This is a genomic window from Nocardia sp. NPDC003482 (assembly GCF_053588115.1).
This window is the reverse complement of record NZ_JBSFPI010000001.1, coordinates 275,499-294,109: the sequence shown is the minus strand read 5'-3', so window position 1 is coordinate 294,109 and position 18,611 is coordinate 275,499. Positions and strand designations below refer to the sequence as shown.

Genomic DNA, 18,611 nt, shown 5'->3' with positions numbered 1-18,611 from the left:
CGCGTCACCCTCTCGAAGGGCTCATCCCCGCGCGTGCGGGAGCACACTTATTGACCTGCAGCGTCACAGCTACAGACCCAGTATTCCATTCACTTTCGACCAACCGTGCCATCCTGACCACCAGCGTGACTGCCCGATGAACAGAGCCGGTTGGGTCCCCAAAGCCAGGCCGCTCCTATGGGCGACTCCCCGAACGCGATCTGTGACCTTTTGTCCCGCTCGGCCCCGTGTATATTTGACGTCAAAACTTTGATGTCGAAGGGAGTAGAGAAGTGACCACGATCGACACCACGGCGGGCTCTGTGCGGGTGCATCGGGTCGGCGGCCTCACTCACGCGCGCGGGGTGCGCTACGCGAGCGCGCAACGCTTCGGCGCTCCGCAGCCGCTCCCGCGTTCGCCAGCCGTCCTCGACGCGACCACTCGCGGCCCCGCCTGCCCGCAGGACCCCTCGCGCCTGGACAACGTGAACGGGCCGATCGTCGATGAGCTCCAGCAGAGCGAGGATTGCCTGGTGCTGTCGGTGACAGCACCCGACGATGCTGCCGGGCTGCCGGTGATGGTGTGGTTTCACGGCGGCGCGTACATGTCCGGCGGCGGCGAGGCACCCAAGTACGACCCGGATGACCTCGCGCGCGAAGGGGTCGTCGTCGTCAACGTCACCTACCGCCTCGGCGTGCTGGGTTACCTCACCCCCACCGGCACCGGCGTCGACAACCTCGGCCTGCTCGACCAGATCGCCGCCCTGCACTGGGTCCGCGACAACATCGCCGCCTTCGGCGGTGACCCCGCCTCCGTCACCGTGTTCGGGCAATCCGCCGGCGCCGACTCCGTCCTCGCCCTGATCGCCGCGCCCACGGCCCGCGGGCTCTTCCGCCGCGCCATCGCCCAGTCCGCACCCACCGGCGCGCGTACCGAACGGACCGCGATGACCCAGGCAATGCGCGAGGCATTCGATCGCCACCTCGACGCCGACCCCCTCACCGCCAGCGTCGGGGAAATCCTCGCCGCCCAGCGGCACGCGGTCACCGCCGCGCAGAGCTTCAAGGTCGTCAGCGGTCTGCCCTTCGGGCCGATCTACGGCATCGACCCCCTTCCGGTCTCACTGTACGACGCGCTCGCCGAGGCGGCACCTCACATCGAGCTGATGATCGGCTACACCAAGGACGACGCCGTGCCCTTCGTCGCCATGGACCCACGAGCGGCCAAACTGGCCAAGCTGGGCTTGGTCGGGCGGCTGGTCGAACGCATCATCGCCAAACGCGCCACCGCCGGCCTCTTCGGCGACTCGGCCGCCGAACTCGCCAAGCTGTGGACAAGCTTCGGCGGGCACGTGGCAACCTTCCGATTCGACTGGCAACCCGAGGGCGCCCCCTTCGGTGCCTGTCACTGCATGGACCTCCCCCTGCTGTTCAACGGCGACTGGAGCGACGCCCCCATGCTCGCCGGCCACCGCGTCCCCGCTCCCCTCGCCGCCCAGGTGCGCCGCACATGGGCTGATTTCGCGCGCTACGGGACCGGTGGACTTCCCACCCGTACCCTGCGATTCCACTGACGCGCATGGGTGGGGACGGCAACGGTCCGTCGCTCGAACACGTTCGACTCCTGCGTTGGTAATGCCACGGCATCGCCGCTGAGCCGCGGCCCAGGCGCAACGCTTGTGGTGCGTTTCCCGCGCACCAGATCAATTTGACATAAAAACTTTGGCATAGAAGTGTCTGCGGTGGAGGTCGGAATGGCAGACGATGTGGATCCGGTGGGCTCGGCTACTGAGCAGTGGCGGCGCGAGCACCCCGATGCGGACCTGAGCGGTCTGGAGTTCAACGGGCGACTGATCTCGCTGCGCCGAACGCTCGATGCGCACAGTGCGGCCGTCCTGGCGGCCCACGACTTACAGATATGGGAGTGGGATGTGCTGTCCACCTTGTGGCGGCACCGCTCGATGCCGGTGACGATGAGCGAGCTGGGAACGCTGCTGCTGATCACGCCCGGCTCGGTGACCAATCGGGTCGTCCGGATGGAAAACCGCGGTCTGGTCGTCCGCGAAACCGACCGGGCGAGTCGGCGACGTGTGCTGGTCGGGTTGACCGCGGCGGGTGAGCAGGTGCTGGCCGCCGCCCTGCCCGATGTCCTCGACGCCTCGGCGCGCCTACGCGACGCGCTGGTCGGTATCGACCTGGCGGGACTGAATGCCCAGCTGGCGGCGATCGCGCAGCGGCTGGCCGAATACGGCGACCCCGAAATGTCGAGGTGACGCCATCCTGTGGCCGTCGATCACGAACGTCGCGGCCGTCTCGAAAAGAAATCTCAATGGCAGTCCGGCAACCATTGTCGCGCGGCACGCGCAGACGGCGAGTCAGCACCGTGGCCGCAGCGACGACCATGACGGTCCTCGCCGCGGGCGGAGCCGGCTTCGTGGCACCCGCCTCGCTCTTCCGCACCGCACCACTACCTCGACACCCGCGCCGAAGCCCATGCGGTGATCGACACCGTTCGGGCCGCCACCACCCGCTTCCCGGACCTGTCCCCCACCTGGGCGGCATCGCTACCACCGCAAGGCCACACACTTCCTCGTCTTCCTCACCCTCGCTGCGGTACTGACCTGCTACAAGAAACTGGTGGGAACAGCGACATCAGACACGACTCGAGCTCACACCCCGTAGAAGCAGCCCGAGAAAGAGGCCGCACGTAGGAAACCGGACGCTTAACCCGCAGGAAATGAATAGTGTTCGCGCGCTGAGTCGTTGAGCGGTCCGACGAAGAGGAGGCGTCATGCCGGCGCGTCTGGCCAAGCCGACCGACGTACCTGAGAAGTATGCTCCGTTGATCGAGATGCTGTGGCGGTTCTACATCGCCGCGGGCGAGCCTCCGATGAGGACGAGCGCCAAGGCAATTCGCGAACTCGACGAGGAAAGCCCCCACCGTCGGCGCGATCCTGCAAAACCCCCGCTACACCGGCTACGCCGTCTTCGGCCGATGGACCAAAAAGGAAGAGCTGATCGACCCCGACGACGTCGCCGCGGGCCACATCGTCCGTTTCCGCCGCTCCAGCGCCGACCGGATCATCCGCTCCCGCAAACCCGCACACCCCAAGATCGTGTCGGTGGAAACCTTCACCGAGGCCCACCTCCTCCGCCGCAGCCGCGGCGGCGCCGACAACCGTGCCCGAGCCCGACTCGAACGACAACGCCACCCCAACCTGCCCCGCCCCTACCAACTCCGCGGCCTCATCCGCCACGACTGCTGCGAACGCAAGATGCAAGCCGAAATGCTGCACGACACGGTCTATTACCGCTGTCTCGCACGAACTCTCGCACCGGGAAGCCCAGCGGCAGCCGACCATCCGAAAACAGTGAACCTCCGCGAGGCACACCTCCTCGGCCCCCTGAACACCTGGCTGGCAACCCTTTTCGACCGCCGGCACCGCACCGACACGATCGCGGCCCTGGTCGCCGCCCAAGACACCGACGACAGCGACCTCCGCCGACAAGGACTCCAAGCCCGCATCCGCGACGCCGACACCAAACTCGACCGCCACCGCCGAGCCATCGAAGCAGGCGTCGACCCCATCGCTCTCGTCGACGCCATGAACGCGGCACAAGCCGAAAAGGCCATCGCCACAACAGAATTGGACCAGATCCCGAAACCGATCAAACTCACGGCCAGCCAGATCGAGAAGATGATCGACGCCCTCGGCGACGTCCGAGCCGTTCTCGATGCCGGAAGACCCGAAGATAAGCAGGCCCTGTACGCGGCGATGAACGTCCAAATCAGATACGACCATCGCCGCCAAGTAGCCACAGTCACGGCAGATCCCCGTGTGTTTAGCACTGGTGTCCGGAGGGGGACTTGAACCCCCACGCCCTTAATCGGGCACTAGCACCTCAAGCTAGCGCGTCTGCCATTCCGCCACCCGGACCGGTGGTGCTCAGCAAGGTTATCGGATCCGCTCGCGAGGTCCAAATCACGGGGGTTTCCGCAGGTCGCGAGGGGGATTTGCTGAGCGCCGCCAGCGTCAGTCCTTGAGGGCGTCGAGCAGCGCGGCGCGCTGCCGGGAGCCGAGGCCGCCGATGCGACGCTCCTCGGGGATGTCGGCCTCGTCCATGAGCTTCTTGGCCTTGACCGGACCGATGCCGGGGAGCGCCTTGATGACGGCGGCGACCTTCGTCTTCTTGACCAGGTCCTCGTTGTCGGCGCGCTTGAGCACTTCAGCCATGGAGACCTTGCCCTTGCGGACCTGTTCGATCAGTTCCGAACGGGCCTTGCGGACCGCGGCCGCTTTCGCCAGCGCCTCGGAGCGTTGCTCGGCGGTCATGGTGGGAAGTGCCATGTCTACAACCTTTCACTCGTTCGCTGGAACCTCAACGGCACCGATTGAACATCACGAAAGCGCGGGTTCCGGCACGACACACCGCGAAGAAATTCGAGGTCGGCGGGTTGAGGGCCGCGAACCTCGCCGGGTATGCGGGCGATTTGCCGGACTCTCCGACCCCGCCGAGTACGGATCGCGGTGTGCCGAACGGTTGCCGACCGGGCGATCGGGCGCGACAGTGGGTCGGGGTACCACTTGACGCAGAAGGAGACTCGAGGTGCGCTTCGGCATTTTCATCCCCCAGGGTTGGCGGCTCGATCTGATCGGCATCGATCCCGCCGCGCACTGGGAGGTGATGCGAAATCTCGCCCAGCGCGCGGACGCGGACGAGGCGTGGGAGTCGCTGTGGGTCTACGACCACTTCCACACCGTGCCCGCGCCGACGACGGAGGCCACGCACGAGGCGTGGACGTTGATGGCGGCGTTCGCGGCGGCCACGTCCCGGGTGCGCCTCGGGCAGATGTGCACCGCGATGTCGTACCGCAATCCGGCCTACCTCGCGAAGGTCGCGGCCACCACCGACATCATCTCCGGCGGCCGCGTGGAGATGGGCATCGGCGGCGGCTGGTACGAGCAGGAGTGGCGGGCCTACGGCTACGGATTCCCCACGGCCGGTGAGCGTTTGGGCCGCCTGGAGGAGGGCGTGCGGATCTTCCGGCAGGCGTGGACCGAGGGCGAGGCCACCCTGGACGGCCGGTACTATCAGGTCGACAAGGCGATCGTGCGCCCACTTCCGTTGCAGCCCGGCGGAATTCCGATCTGGATCGCGGGCGGCGGGGAGAAGAAGACGCTGCGCATCGCGGCGAAGTACGCGCGGTACTCGAATTTCGGCGGCTCCCCTGAGGAGTTCGCCCACAAATCGGAGGTCCTGCGCGGCCATTGCGCCGATGTCGGTACCGATTTCGACGCGATCGTGCGCAGCTCGAATTTCAATGTCGTCATCGGCGCGACCGAGGCCGAGGTGGAGGACCGTTTGACGGCCCTGCGCGACCGCATCACGCCCGCGATCGGCGCCGAGCAGGCCACCGACTGGGTCGAGCGCAATTTCCGTCCCTCGCAGGCGGCGGGCACGCCCGAGCGGATCATCGAGAATCTGACCCGGCTGCGCGATCTGGGCCTGCGCTACGCGATCCTGAATTTCCCCGAATCCGCTTACGACACTTCGGGTATCGAGCTGTTCGAACGCGAGGTGATCGGCGCGCTGCGCTGACTACCAGAACACCGGGGTGAGCCCCCACGCGGCGAACTCCTCCTCGAGGAGAACGCGCAACGCCGCCCGGGTCGGGAAGCGGTCGGGGTCGGCGGCGGTGACCGCCAGCGTCACGGTGTCACCGTCGCTGGACCACGACATGTTCAGCCCGACCTCGGTGCTCCGGAAGAACTCGGTCGCCGCGGGCCGGATGACGGGCCGCATGACCACCGCCGCCGCGGTGTTCCCCGCCAGGGTCGCCACCGATCGCGCGGTCGCACCGAGGTTGGTGCACAGGCAGATCGGCGCCTTGGACGTACGCACCAGCCGCCGCGCCAACGCATCGGGGATCACGGACTGCACCGGCTGGAGATGCTGCACCGCGGGCGTGGTGGCCGGATCGCCGTAGGCCGTGATGGCCCGCTTCGTGGCCGCGCGGATTTGCGCGAGGTCGGCGCGCTCCCCCTTGCGGTAGGGCACCGCGATCGGAACGCCGGTGGTGGCGTTCCCGCGCGGATCGTCCGGCCCGCGCAACGAGCGGGGTATGTCGACCCGCACCTCCTGCCCGTCCTCGACCCGCCCGCACCGGCCGAGCACACCCACGGCCGCGCCCAGCAGCAACCCGTTCGCCGTGCCCGAGTGCGCCGCCGCCACCGAATCCCATTGCGCGGCGGTCACATTCAGAATCAACTCGGCAGGCTGGAACCGCTCCGGCAGCTCGAGCCGAGGCTCGGCGGGCCGCGGCAGCCGCGCCGGTTCGGTGACGCCCCGAGCCCGATACGCCTTGCCGACACCGGAGCCGATCTCCCGCAGCAACGCCACCGCGTCGGCGAGATCCGCGCGCCACTTCCCCCGCGCGGGCACCGCGCCGACGAGCCGCCCGCTGCTGTCGGACCGGTCGATCGGAGCCGACGCCGCGAGCCGGGTCAGCGCGTCGCGCACCGCGAAGATCACCGCACCCCCGTCCGCCCCCACATGCGAGGTGACCAGCGACACCAGCGTCCCACCCGCACTCGGCGCCGCCGACAGCCGCCACAACCGCCCGGTCGCCGGATCGAAATCGGGCCCGGTCTGCGCGGACAGCCAATCCACCACCGCGTCGGCGGGCACCTCCTCGTCCTGCCAGTCGAGCGGAATCGCGTCGAGCGCGGGTGCCCAGCACGGCCGCGCGAAGGGTATCCGGCTCGGCACCACCCGCCGGGCGAGGAAACCGTGCGCCAAGTGCGCGTGCAGCGCCCGCACGTCGTGGCGTGCCACGGGCCGATCGAAACGCCAGGCGAGCTGATTCACGAGCACCGACCCGAACAGCCGGTGCACCTTCCAGAACAGATCGTCGTCGGCGGTGAGCCGATTGAGAGTCATTGCGGCGGAACCCTTTCCGAGAAGATCAGCGAGGCCGCAGCGCCCGCACGGTGATCGGCGCGAACACCAGCAGCACCACCACCGCGCCCAGCACCGACCACGCGGCGTCGGCCCCGAACCGTCCCTGGTCGGCGAGCGTGCGCACCGCCGATACCAGATGGGAGACCGGATTGACGTCGGAGACGCGCCGCAGCCAGTCCGGCATGGCGGCGGTCGGCACGAGAGCGTTGGAGGCGAAGGTGAACAACATCAGTATCAGCGCCGAAACGCCTTGCACGGCGGTCGGTTTCGACATAGTGACGCCCACCGCCGCGAAGATCCAGCTCAACGCGGTCGTCACGAGCACGACCAGCACCGCGGCGGCGATCAGCCCGAGCGGGTGCGCGGGCCGATACCCCATGGCGAAGCCGACGATCACCACCGTGGTGGCCGCGATGGCGTACCGGGTGATCCCCGCGGTGAGCGCGCCGATGATCGGGGCCACCCGCGCCATCGGCATGGCCGCGAACCGATCCCGGACCCCGGAGCGCACGTCCTCGCACAGCTGCACGCCGGTGGCGACGGACGCGGTCAGCACGATCTGCACCAGCACGCCCGGGATGAGCGTCGGCAGGTAGGCGTGCACGCTGCCCGCGATGGCGGTGCCGAAGATATTGCCGAACAGCACCGGCCCGACGATCGGCAGCAGCGCCGCGTCGTAGAGCAGCTGCGGACTGCGCCGGAACGTCAGCACGCCCCGCAACGCCATGATCAGCGACTGCCGCACGGCCGCGCGCGGGCCGACTCGAGTGACCCGGGGACGGCGATCGACACGGGGCGGCGCGAGCGTGAGAGCAGTCATCACGCCACCGCCCGCACGTGCCCGGTGAGCGCGAGGAACACCTCGTCGAGATCGGGCCGCTCCACCCCGAACCCGCGCAGCCGCACACCCGCGCGCCGCAACTCCACGAGAACCCTTGTGCCGCTGTCGATATCGCGCAACGGCACCGACAACGCCGCACCCTCGGGCGCGACGCGCGCCACCCCGCCGCTCACCCGTTCCGCGATGGCGACGGCGACGGCCAACCGGTCGGCATCGGCGAGTTCGAGGCGCAGCACCTCCTCCCCCACCGACGCCTTCAACTCGTCGGCGCTGCCCTCCGCGACAATGGTCCCGCGATCGACGACCGCGATCCGGTCGGCCAGCACATCGGCCTCCTCGAGGTATTGGGTGGTGAGCAGGATCGTGACACCGTCCGCGACGAGTGAGCGCACCATGTCCCACATCTGGCGGCGGGTGTGCGGGTCGAGTCCGGTCGTGGGCTCGTCCAGAAAGATCAAGGGCGGCACCGTGATCAGCGTCGCGGCGAGATCGAGCCGCCGCCGCATCCCGCCCGACAACGCCCCCGCGGGTCGTCGCGCGGCGGCGGTCAGCTCGAATCGCTCGAGCAACTCCGCGCCGCGCCGGAACGCCGCCCGGCGCGACAATCCCAGCAGCCGCCCGAAGATCCGCAGATTCTCCTCGGCCGACAGATTCTCGTCGACCGACGCGTACTGCCCGGTCAACCCGATCATCGACCGCACCGCCGTCGCGTCGCGGACCACGTCGTATCCGAACACCCGCGCCGCGCCCCGGCTGGGCCGCGACAGCGTCGCCAGCATCCGCACGGTCGTCGTCTTCCCCGCGCCGTTGGGTCCGAGCAGGGCGAACACCGAACCGCTCGGCACCCGCAGATCGATCCCGTCGACAGCGGTGAACGACCCGAACGTCTTGCCCAAACCCCTTGCCTCGATGGCCGTTTCGGTCACGCCCGCCACCCCGCCTCCACATCGAACCGCACCGCTCGGGACCGACCGGATTCCAGCGACTCCACCGCATCGGCGGCCCGCTCGACGCCATCCGCGCGAAATCCCGCCGCGAAGGTCGCCGCCCGGCGCGTCACGGACTCACTCAGCGCCAGGTCCAGCATTCGAACCAGCCGCGCCTCCGTCAACCGCGAAAACGGCAGCGCCACACCGACTCCCAACGCCCGCACCCGCTGCCCCCAATACGGCTGATCGGCCAGGAACGAGCACACCACCGACGGAATCCCCGCCCGCAGCGCCGCGGCAGTCGTCCCCGCGCCACCGTGATGGATCGCGACGGCACAGCGCGGCAACATGGCGGCGTGGTCGACACCACGCACCACCGCCAACTCCTCGGTCAAACGAGGTTCCACCCCGCGCGACCCACTCACGTACAACAACCTCCGCCCCACCCGACGGCATGCATTCCGCATCAGCTCGAGCGTCGCGTCCGCCTCCCCGACCGGCATGGACCCGAACCCGCCGTACACCGGCGCGTCCCCGGCCGCGAGCCACGCCGGCAACTCCGTATCAACCTGCCCAGCAACGGCTTTCGGGACCATAAACCCGACGAACGGCCGGTCCTCTCCCCACTCCACGCTCAATCCGCCGAACAGTCGCTCGTCGTACGCCTGGATGGCGATCCGTGCACCCTCGGACACGTAACCGTTTCCCGCCCAGGCACTTTCGGCCAACCGGCTACCCGCTTCCTCTGCCGGATCGCCTATCCGCGACCACCGACCGATCGCGCTCACTCGGGCGATTCCCCCGCCCGTCCACGCCCGCCCGACCAATGGCCCGCTCCCGCTCACGTTTCCTCCCTCAGCGCGGCCAGGCCCCTCAGCGCCGCGAGGTTCCTCATCGCGGCGAGGTTCCTCAGCGGGGCGAAATCCCGACGCGGGGACAGCTGCGCCTCGCCCCAGAGCGATTCCCTGATTCGATTCACCCCCCTCGATGCCAGCGTCCCCCGATTGGCAACTGCCAACCCGCAATTCCCGCCCACCGGGCGCGACCGCCCACTCCCGAACGTCCCCTCCGGCCCGCAATTCCGGCACATCGGACGAGTCCGTCCACGGCCGAGCGCCCTCACCAGCCCGCAGCTCCCGCACACCGGGGGCGACCGCCCCCGCCCGAGCGCCCCCTCCAGCCCGCAACTCGCCCGCATCGGGCGCGACCGCCCGCGCCCGAGTTCGGCCACCAGCCCGCAACTCCCGCACATCAGGCCCGACCGCCCACGCCCGAGCCCGAGCCAGTGCCCGCCACCCGAGCAGATTCACCACCCCAGGAACCCGCTCCCCCCACCCGGCGGGCACAATCGGCACCGACCGACTGGCCCGAATCGGGAAGTAATGCACGGCCGCGAACCGAGCCCCCACGCGAGCCGCCACCCCCGCCGCGACCTCCTCATTGGCCATGGCACCGACCACCACATCGACCCCCGCCGCGAGCGGCAGCAGATCCCTCGCCGCCTCGGCGAAGCCCTGCCGATTCACCTCCCGCAACGCCCGCAGCCCACCGCCGCGCCGCCCCAACTGGGCGCGCAGCAGCTCATCGGTATCCAACCCGAAAGGCACTGCGGCAACACCGAATTCACCCGCGAACGACACCAGATTCGGCGATACCGCCAAGATCACCTCGTGCCCCCGCCCGGCGAGTTCGCGCGCCAGCAACACTCCCGGCTGAGCGTCCCCACGACTTCCTCCGAAGGCCAGCAGCGCCTTCATACGCTCGCCCTCCCTTCCACGCCGTGCACCCGGACCGGTCGATAATTGCCCGTCGCCGCGATCTTGCCCAGCGTGGCGGCCAGCCGCTCGGCGTATCCGGTGAGCCGCTCCCACACCGCCGGAACATCGGGCGCACCGATGCTGACGAAGTACTCGGAGTCGTTGCGGCCCAACCAGATCGACACCGTGGCCGTGGTCCCGTCGGCGGTGAAGATCCGCGTATCGGCGCCCGGCTCCTCCCCGGCCGAGGCCCGCCGCAAATCCAGCAGCGTCACGAAACTCGGCTCCCGCGTGACCAATTCGCCGCCCTTCCCCGCCGCCATCACCCGGGCGAGCGCCCCGTGCACGGGCAGCCGCGCCATGAGCCGCGCCCGATCCAACGCGGCGCGGGCCGCGGGCGCCACGCTCACGAAGTCCGGCGACTCCCCCAACCCGAACGACACGGGCACGAAGTTGCAGTACCAGCCCTGTCCGGTCGCGAACCGCTCCCCGAACCGGGTGGACACCACATCGAGGGCCCAGTACCGGTCCCGTCCGGTCAGCTCGTAGTCGGTGAGCGCGAGCGCACCGAACAACGCCGCCGACAGCGACGTCCCCGAATCGGCAAGCGCCGCATCGAAATTCCGCGCCGCGTCCCCGTCGAGCAAGGTCCGGCTGCGGACCCGCCGCCGATACCGCTCCCCCGGCGCGAGGCCCGGATCCACCGCCGACACCGGCAGCCGATAGCCCGTCTCGGCCAACGCCCGATCCCAGTACGGGAACAGCTCGTCGGCCAGCGCGTCGGTGGCCCGATCGTGCTCGCACGCCGCGTAGTCGGCATTGGATCCGACCGGTGCGGGCCAGACCGGTTCGCGTCCCGCCACCGCCGCCCGGTACCGCTCGGTCAACTCGCGGGCCGCCAGCGCCTGCGACATCCCGTCGCTCACCGCGTGATCGGCGACGAACACCAGGTCGAAGCCCGCGTCGACCGGCACCGCCGCGAAGGCCACCGGCCACGCGAACGGCGACACCGCCGCCTCGAACCACTCCCGTAGCGCCTCCGTACTCGCGCCGTCCAGTGCGTCGGCGCCGAACTCGACCGTCTGCGGATCGACGACCTGCCGGGTGAACCCGTCCCCGGACGGCTCGAACCGCGTCCGCAGACCGTCGTGCGCCCGCACGAATCCGGTCACCGCCTCGACCAGCGCAGCGGTATCCAACGACCCCGAAACATGGCTCACCACACCGAGATACGGCGCATCGCCGTCCGCCGCGGCCCGCAGATGATCGAGTTGCAGAAACGACGGCGGCACCGGCGAGGCGACCGCTCGACCCGCCGTGGGCCGCACCACGATCGGCCGCGCGCACACCCGCAGCGACTCGTCCAGACCTCCGGTGCGCATCACGCCGCACCTTGTCCGGACATCACCCGTAGCGTCGGCTCCGGCGTGGTCGCCGCGCCGAATTCCCGCAATATCGCGGTGAATTCGTCGATGAACCGCTGCACCACCGCCGCCGGGTAGGCGGCCGGGAACCGCGCGGAGACATTCAGCCCCTCCGCCGCCCGCACCACCCAGAAATAGACCTCGTCCCCCGAATACGAGTCCGCCCGCAGCGCGCGCCCGCGCAGACCGGTGATGAGCTCGTGGTCGGGCAGCCGCCGAATGTCCACGTAGGACACCGCGAATCGCGGGCGATCGTCCACGCCGAGCAGGTCGAGGATGCGTTCGGCGGGTGCCAGGGTGGCCGCCTTCGCCGACCGCAGCGCGGCGTCCGCGGCGGCGAGTGCGTCCGGATACGTGGCGTCGGCGCTGATCGGAATCGCCAGCGGCACGATATTGACGAACCACCCCATCGACTCGGCCCACCGCCGGTGCGGGCGCGTGGCCACCGGCATGATCGTGCGGAATTCGGGCGCGCCGGTCAGTCTGCACGACGCCAGGGCCAGCGCCGCGAAGATCGTCGTCGTGGCCCGATGGCCCAGTTCCGCCGCCGCCCGCTCGGCCGCCGCGCTCTCGGCATCGGTCAGCAACCACCGCGAAACACTGGTCTGCGCTTGGCCTTCCGCGGCATCGACCGCCGCGACCGACGACGCGAAGCGCGGAAACCGGCCCTCGGCCGACGACAGGAACGCCCGCCACACCTCGGTCGCCGCGCATTGTTCGGTCAGCGCTGCCGCGGCCTGCCGCTCGACCGCGGCATAGTCGGCGGGGCTGGCGAAGGTGTCTGCGTGCGGCAACCCCGTCCCGTCGAGCAGCGCGCGGTAGAGGGTGCGCAGCTCGGTGACGATGAGCACCTGACTGTAGGCGTCCATGACCGAATGATCGGCGGCGACGAGCATGGTGAAATCCCCGCTCGCGCGGTGTTCGACCGTGGCGATCAGCACGTGCGGCCACACCAGCGGCGACAGGCGCTGCTCGAGCGCGTCGCACAGGTAGTCGTTGAGCGCGGTCGACGATTCGACGCCCGGCACCCGCTCGTGCACGACGTCCACATCCAATGCCTCGCAGGTCAACCGGCTCGGCTCGGGGCCGGGCGCGACGGTCGTGCGCAGGCCCTCGTGCCGCGCGTGCCACGCCCACACCAGATCGCGGACCGCGCGGGCGTCGAACGGCGCGTCCATCTCGAAGATCGTGCCGATCCACCGCCCGCGTCCCGGCCGCGGATCGGTGGCGTCGAAATGTCGGTGGTACCGCTCGTGCGCGCACGTCAGCGGCCGCGCGTCGGTCGTCCACTCGGTGCCGGGCGCGCGAACCGCGCGCCACAGCGTGAGCGCTCCGGGTCGGATGTCGAAATGCGAAAGGATCGTGTATTCCATTTTCCCTCATCGGACATGCCTGCGCGCACGAGAATTCGAACGCGCGAGGATTAACGCTGAAATATGGTGTCGGGGAGTGGGATCAGCGGTGACCGGTGGTGCGGACGCGGTTTCGAGAAGGAGAGCCTGGCAACCTCGAGAACCCGGTAGCGTCGGGTTCACTGTACGACAGCGTAAACCCGGTTACCAGCGTGTTCGCCGTCACAGTACTTCCGGCCGGAAACATCTTTCGGCAATGTGAAGCGAATGTGAACGCCACTTTTCACGGCCCGGTCGGAGGTTGGATAAAATCATGACGAGAAAAAGCAGACCGCACGATTTGTCCAGTTTCGCCCGAGGAGTTCCTGTGACCGATCCCGATTCGACGGCCGTGGCGGCACTGCGACGCTGGGAGGACAGCGGCGCGATCTGGCGAGTCCTCGGCAGCCGCGGCGGCACCCTCACCATCGGGCTGTATCAGTGCACGGGAGGCGAGGAGGTGGACCGGATCGTCTCCGACGACCCGGCACTGGCCCGCTTCGTCGCCGGACGCACGGCATCCGACGACTGACCGTCGGGCAGACACCAGGGCACCCACATCCGCACACGACGACCGCGCCCAGCCCCCGGCCCTGGGGGTCCGCGCGACTCGATGAAGGAGACGCCCCCGGGGAGCGGCACGACAGAAGTACTGGAACAGCAAGGGGCACAGGGAGCGGCACGACAGAAGAACTGAACAGCAAGCGGCACAACGAATTCGGGCACGCCCAAGCGGGGCGTCGAAGCCGACCCGCCCCGCCGGACGGTCAGCGACCCTGGTGCGCCCCGCCACGCAGCAGGCGACCCCCGAGCATCCCGCCGAACAACGCGACACAGCCACATACGAGCAGGGCCGCCACCACACCGCCGCCGGAATCCCCTACCCCCGAAGGCTTTTGGGCGACTGCACCGCAGACTGCGATACCGATCGTGAGCCCGAGCTGACGAATCGCATTGGCGGCCGCGGCCGCCGTCCCCGCACGACTGACCGGCGCGGACGTCGCGGCGATCGCAGGCAGAACCGGAGACACGACCCCCGCCCCGACACCCGTGCCGACCAGAGCGACGATCAGGGCGATCCAGGTGGGCCACAGCTCGAGCGCGACACCACTGAGACACGCCAGCCCGATCAACACCGTCCCCCCGCCCAGCACCCACCCCCGCGAGACCTTGTGCAATCGCGCACTGAACAGCAACGACACCACGATGAACGCGAGCAACTGCACGGTGAGCACGAGCGCCGCCTGCAACGGCCGCATACCCTGACCGCCCTGCAGCCACCGCGACAAGACGGGCAACGCGGCGAAAGCCCCGAAGTAGTAACAGAATCCGGTGATCAACACGGCCGCGAACCCCCGCGTGGCGAACAGGCTCGCGGGCAGTATCGGATGCGCGACCCGGCGTTGCACGGGCACGAACAGACCCACCGCCACCACGCTCATCACGACACCGAGCACCGTGCCGGGCGAGGACCACCCCGCCTCTCCGGCATTGATCGCCCCGAACGTCAGACCGGTCATAGCGGTCGTGATCAGCGCCGTACCCCACCAGTCCACGGGCGCTCCGCCGGTCGAGGTCCGAGGCAGCGACACCGCGCCGACGACGAGGGCGATCAGACAGAACGGCAACGCCCCGACGAAAAGCCAACGCCAACTGACGAATTCGGTCACCGCCCCGCCCGCGATGGTGCCCGCGGTGCTACCCACCCCGGCGACCGCGCCCCACACCGCGAACGCGGTCGCGCGGGCCCGGCCGCTGTAGCAGCGCGTCAGCAGCGGCACCGCGGTGGCGAAGATCGCGGCCCCGCCCAGCCCCTGCACCGCACGCGCGGCGACGAGCAGCCCACCGGACGGGGCCGCGGCGCACGCCACCGACGCCGCCGCGAAGACCCCCAGCCCGACGAGGAACAACCGCCGATGCCCCCAGCGGTCCCCCAGCGTCCCGAGGCCCAGGACCAGAGCGGCCAGCATCAGCGTGTAGACGTCGATGATCCATTGCGACACAGCGAAATTCGCGCCCAGATCGGCGACGATGACCGGGACGCTGACCGTCACGATGCTGGTGTAGACGAGCAGCAGGAAGGTCGCCAGGCTACAGGCGATCAGCGGACCCCGGACGGCGGCGCGCGGCGGGGCCGATTCGTATGCCGGTGCGGCGGAAGGACTTGGCAACATACTTCCACGCTGATGTAATCAGCTTGTGCGCGTAAACCCTTACATCGAGCCGCTGTTGCGCAACGCCATCGACCTGCTCAACCGGCCGGTGTCCACGCCCGCCGAGCTGGAGGTCCGCTGGACCGCCCACGGGCTGCCCGCGCAGCACCCGACCACCGCCGCCGACCTGCGCGAGGTCGACCACTTCCTGGACGGCTTACGCCGAGCCGTCGACGCCACCACCGAAACCGAGCGCGTCGACATCCTCAACGCGATGCTCACCCGTTTCACCGTCGGCCCGTCCATCACCGACCACGACGGCAGCGGCTGGCACCTGCACTACCGCGACCCCGACGCCGGTTTCGGCGCCACCCTCGCCGGAGCCACCAGCGCCGCCGCGGCCCAATACCTCACCGACCGCGGCATGCACCGCCTCCACCGCTGCGCGGCCGAGGACTGCGCCAACGCCTTCGTCGACTTCAGTCGGCCTGGGACACAACGGTATTGCACGCACCCTTGCGCCAACCGGGACGCGGTTCGGCGGCATCGAGCGGCGACTCGCACGCGGTAGGTTCGAATTTGTTGCGGCCCAACGGGTTCGGGGTATTCAGTGTCCGGCGGTCTCCACCGCGGCGGCGATCGGTTCGAGCCCCGCGATCAGTTCGTCGAGTTCCTCCGCGTCGAGCACGTCGTAGGCCGGCGCCGCCGCCTCGTCGGTGAGCTCCTCGATCCGCTGTTTGAACCGCCGACCGGCCTCGGTGAATCCGCCCGCGTCGTCCACGAGACCACGTCCGCGCAGCCCGTCCACGACAGCGGCCAGCCGCGCCTCGGGCAGATGCTGGACTCGTCCGAATTTTTCCGCCCGCATCCCCAGCGCGAGCGCCATGAGCACATGAGCCTCGGTACCCCCGATGCCATACACGGTGAGCACGGCATTGTGCCCGTCCCCCCGATGCTCCCGCAGCAACGTCGCCGCATGCCACAGCCTGGCCACCGGCTCCTCGGGCACATCGAGTGCCCGAAGCCCCGCATACAACGCCCGCCCCTCGGTCGGCGCACTCACCGCCGCGCGGGTGGCAAGATCGGCCACCCTCACCAGATCGGACGACTCGGCCAGCTCCCCCATCCTCTGCCGCAACGCGTCGGCACTGGCCCGCTCCCGCACCGCGATCGCCTCCCGCTGGCTGATCTTGCCCCACACCCACGGAATGTGCCGCGCCACTTCGCCTTCGGCGAAGTTGTAGAAGACCGCGTGCACCACCTCTGCCGGTGCCGCCCCGAGCGGCGCGGCGCGGCCCGCGAAGTATCCGTCCCAGTAGTCGCGCATGCCGACGGCGAGGAACGCGTCGTCCACGACTTGGGAGAAGGTGACCGTGGCGATCGGCTCGATGAGCTCGAACATGCGGTGGATTTTGGTTTGTGGGTGCGGCATCGGGGGGCTCCTTGTGGGGGGGTGTTGGTGAGGTAGACGTCGTTGGCGGGGCAAACTCGTCGCGGGACCGCGAGTAGTTACACCGCCTGGGCTACCGGGTCCACGATGTGACAAACCGTCGGGCCCACCGAGGAGACGTGATGACCGCACCCGTCGACGCGTCCACACCCTTGCACGGTCAGCGGCTCGTCCCCCTGAGACCAGATTGCATCGGAGATCCAACTCGCACTGGACTGTCGAATCATGGTGGACCACAACGCGAAAGCCGAACACAGCGTCCTCGGTAGCCATCTGCCGGACTGGTCTCCCCACTGGCCCTGAACATCCTGCGTCTGGCCGCCTGGCAATTGCTGGTACGGCTCCTCACCGATAGCGGAGTCGATTGGACCGCGTTGTTCACCGGCCCAGCGACACCGGAATTCAAGCCAGCGCCCGATCCGAAAGCGGGATTGTGGTGAAACTGACGCCCGCCCAACAGATCCGAAGGACCATCAACCAGAGATCTCGTCCATGAGCATCCGCAGCGTGAGCGAATGCTTCTCCGGCGGCAGCGCGTCGAGCGCCGACTGCGCATAGGCGATACCCCCACTGCGATCCCCCGCCCGAACCAGCATCAACCCCCGATGCATCTCGAGATGCGTCGCGAACCGAGGCAATGTCGGCGGCAACCACCGCCGCGCCTCGTCCTGGGCTTCCACCGCCACCGCTTCGTCCCCGAGCCGAGCCCGCAGCAACGACCTGAACACCCCCAGCCGCCAATACGGCACCGCGTAGTCGGACGCCTCCGAATCCCCGGACCCAGCCACGTCGAACACCCGCCGCCCCTCGAGATCGAGCGCCCGCGCCGTGTCGGCGTCCCCCATGATTGCCGCCGCGTGCGCCTTGCCGTAGATCGCGTTCACTCGCCCGAGCGAGGGCGAATCATCAAGTGCCAGCGCCTGCTCCGCGAACATTCGCGCGATCGGCAACGAGGCGCCTTCGTAACCGAGCGCGATCGCGGCCCGCCCCCGAACCCACACCCGAGTCCCCAGATCCTCGGACCGGTCCGCCGCCTCGGCCGCCATCCGGTACCAGGTGACGGCCTTGGAACCGTCGTTACCGGGAAATGTCTTGGCGTACAACGTCATCAGCCGCGCCGCATGTGCCCACATGCGAGGTTCGTCGCACTGCTGCTGAATCACGGCCAGTTCCAAGGCGATTCGCCGCCGAATGTCAGCAGCGCTGAGCACCATGTAGGCGGCCCCGTACGCACTCAGCGTATCCGCCCACTGATCCACCGATGGCCCTCGAAGACGCCCCGCGAAGCCTCCGCCGAGCAGATCGGAGGACACCAACGGCGCGATCGCCGCCGAATGAGAGAGAAGCCGCCCGTGGTCCAAACCGACCTCCCGCGCAACCAGCGGCACCTCCAGGACAGCCACCAGATGCCGCAGCCAGAAGGGCGAGGGCGTCACGTCGCCCGACTCCCACTGCCCCACAACGCATTCCCGCCCCGCCTGCTTTGAAAGCTCATCGCCGAGCCGACCCCGCGACCATCCCCGAGCCGACCGCAATTCCCGGATGAGGGTGCCGATGTGCATGGTCCCAGGATGCACGCACACCGAGGAACCCGAAACCAGGACGCGCGGCCCCCCGAAATCTGATCTCCTCGGTCACGGTGCCGTCGTGGACCGCCGCCCGATACCAGATGACGGCCTCAAAACCATCGCTACCGCGAAATGTCTTGGCGCACAACGCTCATC

Annotated in this window: 15 protein-coding genes, 1 tRNA gene and 2 pseudogenes; 6 read left to right on the top strand and 12 right to left on the bottom strand. The window is 69.1% G+C overall.

The window, feature by feature from the left end; all coding sequences use genetic code 11:
• The first annotated feature begins 272 nt into the window (after positions 1–272).
• From ACWDSJ_RS01410 to ACWDSJ_RS01400, 3 genes and pseudogenes are all read left to right on the top strand, one after another.
• Complete coding sequence (locus tag ACWDSJ_RS01410; protein WP_450028699.1) at positions 273–1,553, top strand: carboxylesterase family protein; 1,281 nt, start codon at positions 273–275, stop codon at positions 1,551–1,553.
• Positions 1,554–1,733: 180 nt separating this feature from the next.
• A complete protein-coding gene (locus tag ACWDSJ_RS01405) occupies positions 1,734–2,252 on the top strand; it encodes a MarR family winged helix-turn-helix transcriptional regulator (protein ID WP_450028698.1) in 519 nt (172 codons plus the stop codon).
• Positions 2,253–2,927: 675 nt separating this feature from the next.
• A pseudogene (locus ACWDSJ_RS01400) lies at positions 2,928–3,851 on the top strand (recombinase family protein); the annotation flags it as partial.
• Here ACWDSJ_RS01400 and ACWDSJ_RS01395 read toward each other — a convergent pair.
• Both ACWDSJ_RS01395 and mihF read right to left on the bottom strand, forming a co-directional pair.
• Positions 3,830–3,917: transfer RNA gene (locus ACWDSJ_RS01395), tRNA-Leu, on the bottom strand. The pseudogene ACWDSJ_RS01400 and the gene ACWDSJ_RS01395 overlap by 22 nt on opposite strands.
• A gap of 96 nt (positions 3,918–4,013) precedes the next feature.
• Complete coding sequence (gene mihF / locus ACWDSJ_RS01390) at positions 4,014–4,328, bottom strand: integration host factor, actinobacterial type (protein WP_387357489.1); 315 nt, start codon at positions 4,326–4,328, stop codon at positions 4,014–4,016.
• Positions 4,329–4,587: 259 nt separating this feature from the next.
• Between mihF and ACWDSJ_RS01385 the strand changes: the two genes are divergently transcribed.
• Positions 4,588–5,580: an LLM class F420-dependent oxidoreductase gene (locus ACWDSJ_RS01385; RefSeq protein WP_450028697.1), complete on the top strand. Its 993-nt coding sequence runs from the start codon at positions 4,588–4,590 to the stop codon at positions 5,578–5,580.
• Here the strand turns inward: ACWDSJ_RS01385 and ACWDSJ_RS01380 are convergent, their stop codons facing one another.
• The 7 genes and pseudogenes from ACWDSJ_RS01380 to ACWDSJ_RS01350 form a co-directional block, all read right to left on the bottom strand.
• The gene (locus ACWDSJ_RS01380; RefSeq protein ID WP_450028696.1) at positions 5,581–6,921 is read right to left on the bottom strand and encodes a hypothetical protein; all 1,341 of its coding nucleotides are present in this window, start codon (positions 6,919–6,921) and stop codon (positions 5,581–5,583) included.
• A gap of 25 nt (positions 6,922–6,946) precedes the next feature.
• Entirely contained in the window at positions 6,947–7,762 is an 816-nt protein-coding gene (locus ACWDSJ_RS01375; RefSeq protein ID WP_450028695.1) for an ABC transporter permease, read from the bottom strand.
• Complete coding sequence (locus ACWDSJ_RS01370; protein ID WP_450028694.1) at positions 7,762–8,709, bottom strand: ATP-binding cassette domain-containing protein; 948 nt, start codon at positions 8,707–8,709, stop codon at positions 7,762–7,764. The genes ACWDSJ_RS01375 and ACWDSJ_RS01370 overlap by 1 nt, the downstream gene beginning before the upstream one ends.
• Complete coding sequence (locus ACWDSJ_RS01365; protein WP_450029013.1) at positions 8,706–9,407, bottom strand: glycosyltransferase; 702 nt, start codon at positions 9,405–9,407, stop codon at positions 8,706–8,708. The genes ACWDSJ_RS01370 and ACWDSJ_RS01365 overlap by 4 nt, the downstream gene beginning before the upstream one ends.
• Positions 9,408–10,136: 729 nt before the next feature.
• Positions 10,137–10,469 (bottom strand): annotated as a pseudogene (locus ACWDSJ_RS01360) (glycosyltransferase); the annotation flags it as partial.
• The gene (locus ACWDSJ_RS01355; RefSeq protein WP_450028693.1) at positions 10,466–11,851 is read right to left on the bottom strand and encodes a condensation domain-containing protein; all 1,386 of its coding nucleotides are present in this window, start codon (positions 11,849–11,851) and stop codon (positions 10,466–10,468) included. The gene ACWDSJ_RS01355 and the pseudogene ACWDSJ_RS01360, both read right to left, overlap by 4 nt.
• Positions 11,851–13,266, bottom strand: coding sequence for a condensation domain-containing protein (locus tag ACWDSJ_RS01350; protein WP_450028692.1), 1,416 nt, complete (start codon positions 13,264–13,266; stop codon positions 11,851–11,853). Before ACWDSJ_RS01350 ends, ACWDSJ_RS01355 begins: the two co-directional genes overlap by 1 nt.
• A gap of 346 nt (positions 13,267–13,612) precedes the next feature.
• Here ACWDSJ_RS01350 and ACWDSJ_RS01345 point away from each other — a divergent pair, with 346 nt between their 5' ends.
• Positions 13,613–13,816 carry a hypothetical protein gene (locus ACWDSJ_RS01345; protein WP_450028691.1) on the top strand — a complete coding sequence of 68 codons (204 nt, stop codon included), beginning with the start codon at positions 13,613–13,615 and terminating at the stop codon, positions 13,814–13,816.
• 235 nt (positions 13,817–14,051) lie between these two features.
• Here the strand turns inward: ACWDSJ_RS01345 and ACWDSJ_RS01340 are convergent, their stop codons facing one another.
• A complete protein-coding gene (locus ACWDSJ_RS01340; RefSeq protein WP_450028690.1) occupies positions 14,052–15,458 on the bottom strand; it encodes an MFS transporter in 1,407 nt (468 codons plus the stop codon).
• Between the two features lie 25 nt (positions 15,459–15,483).
• Here ACWDSJ_RS01340 and ACWDSJ_RS01335 point away from each other — a divergent pair, with 25 nt between their 5' ends.
• Complete coding sequence (locus tag ACWDSJ_RS01335; RefSeq protein ID WP_450028689.1) at positions 15,484–16,008, top strand: CGNR zinc finger domain-containing protein; 525 nt, start codon at positions 15,484–15,486, stop codon at positions 16,006–16,008.
• 36 nt (positions 16,009–16,044) lie between these two features.
• On the opposite strand, the gene ACWDSJ_RS01330 is transcribed toward ACWDSJ_RS01335, so the two are convergent.
• Together ACWDSJ_RS01330 and ACWDSJ_RS01325 are read right to left on the bottom strand one after the other, a co-directional pair.
• Complete coding sequence (locus tag ACWDSJ_RS01330; protein WP_450028688.1) at positions 16,045–16,869, bottom strand: SCO6745 family protein; 825 nt, start codon at positions 16,867–16,869, stop codon at positions 16,045–16,047.
• A 491-nt stretch (positions 16,870–17,360) separates the two neighbouring features.
• Positions 17,361–18,449 carry a helix-turn-helix domain-containing protein gene (locus ACWDSJ_RS01325; protein WP_450028687.1) on the bottom strand — a complete coding sequence of 363 codons (1,089 nt, stop codon included), beginning with the start codon at positions 18,447–18,449 and terminating at the stop codon, positions 17,361–17,363.
• Positions 18,450–18,611 lie beyond the last annotated feature (162 nt).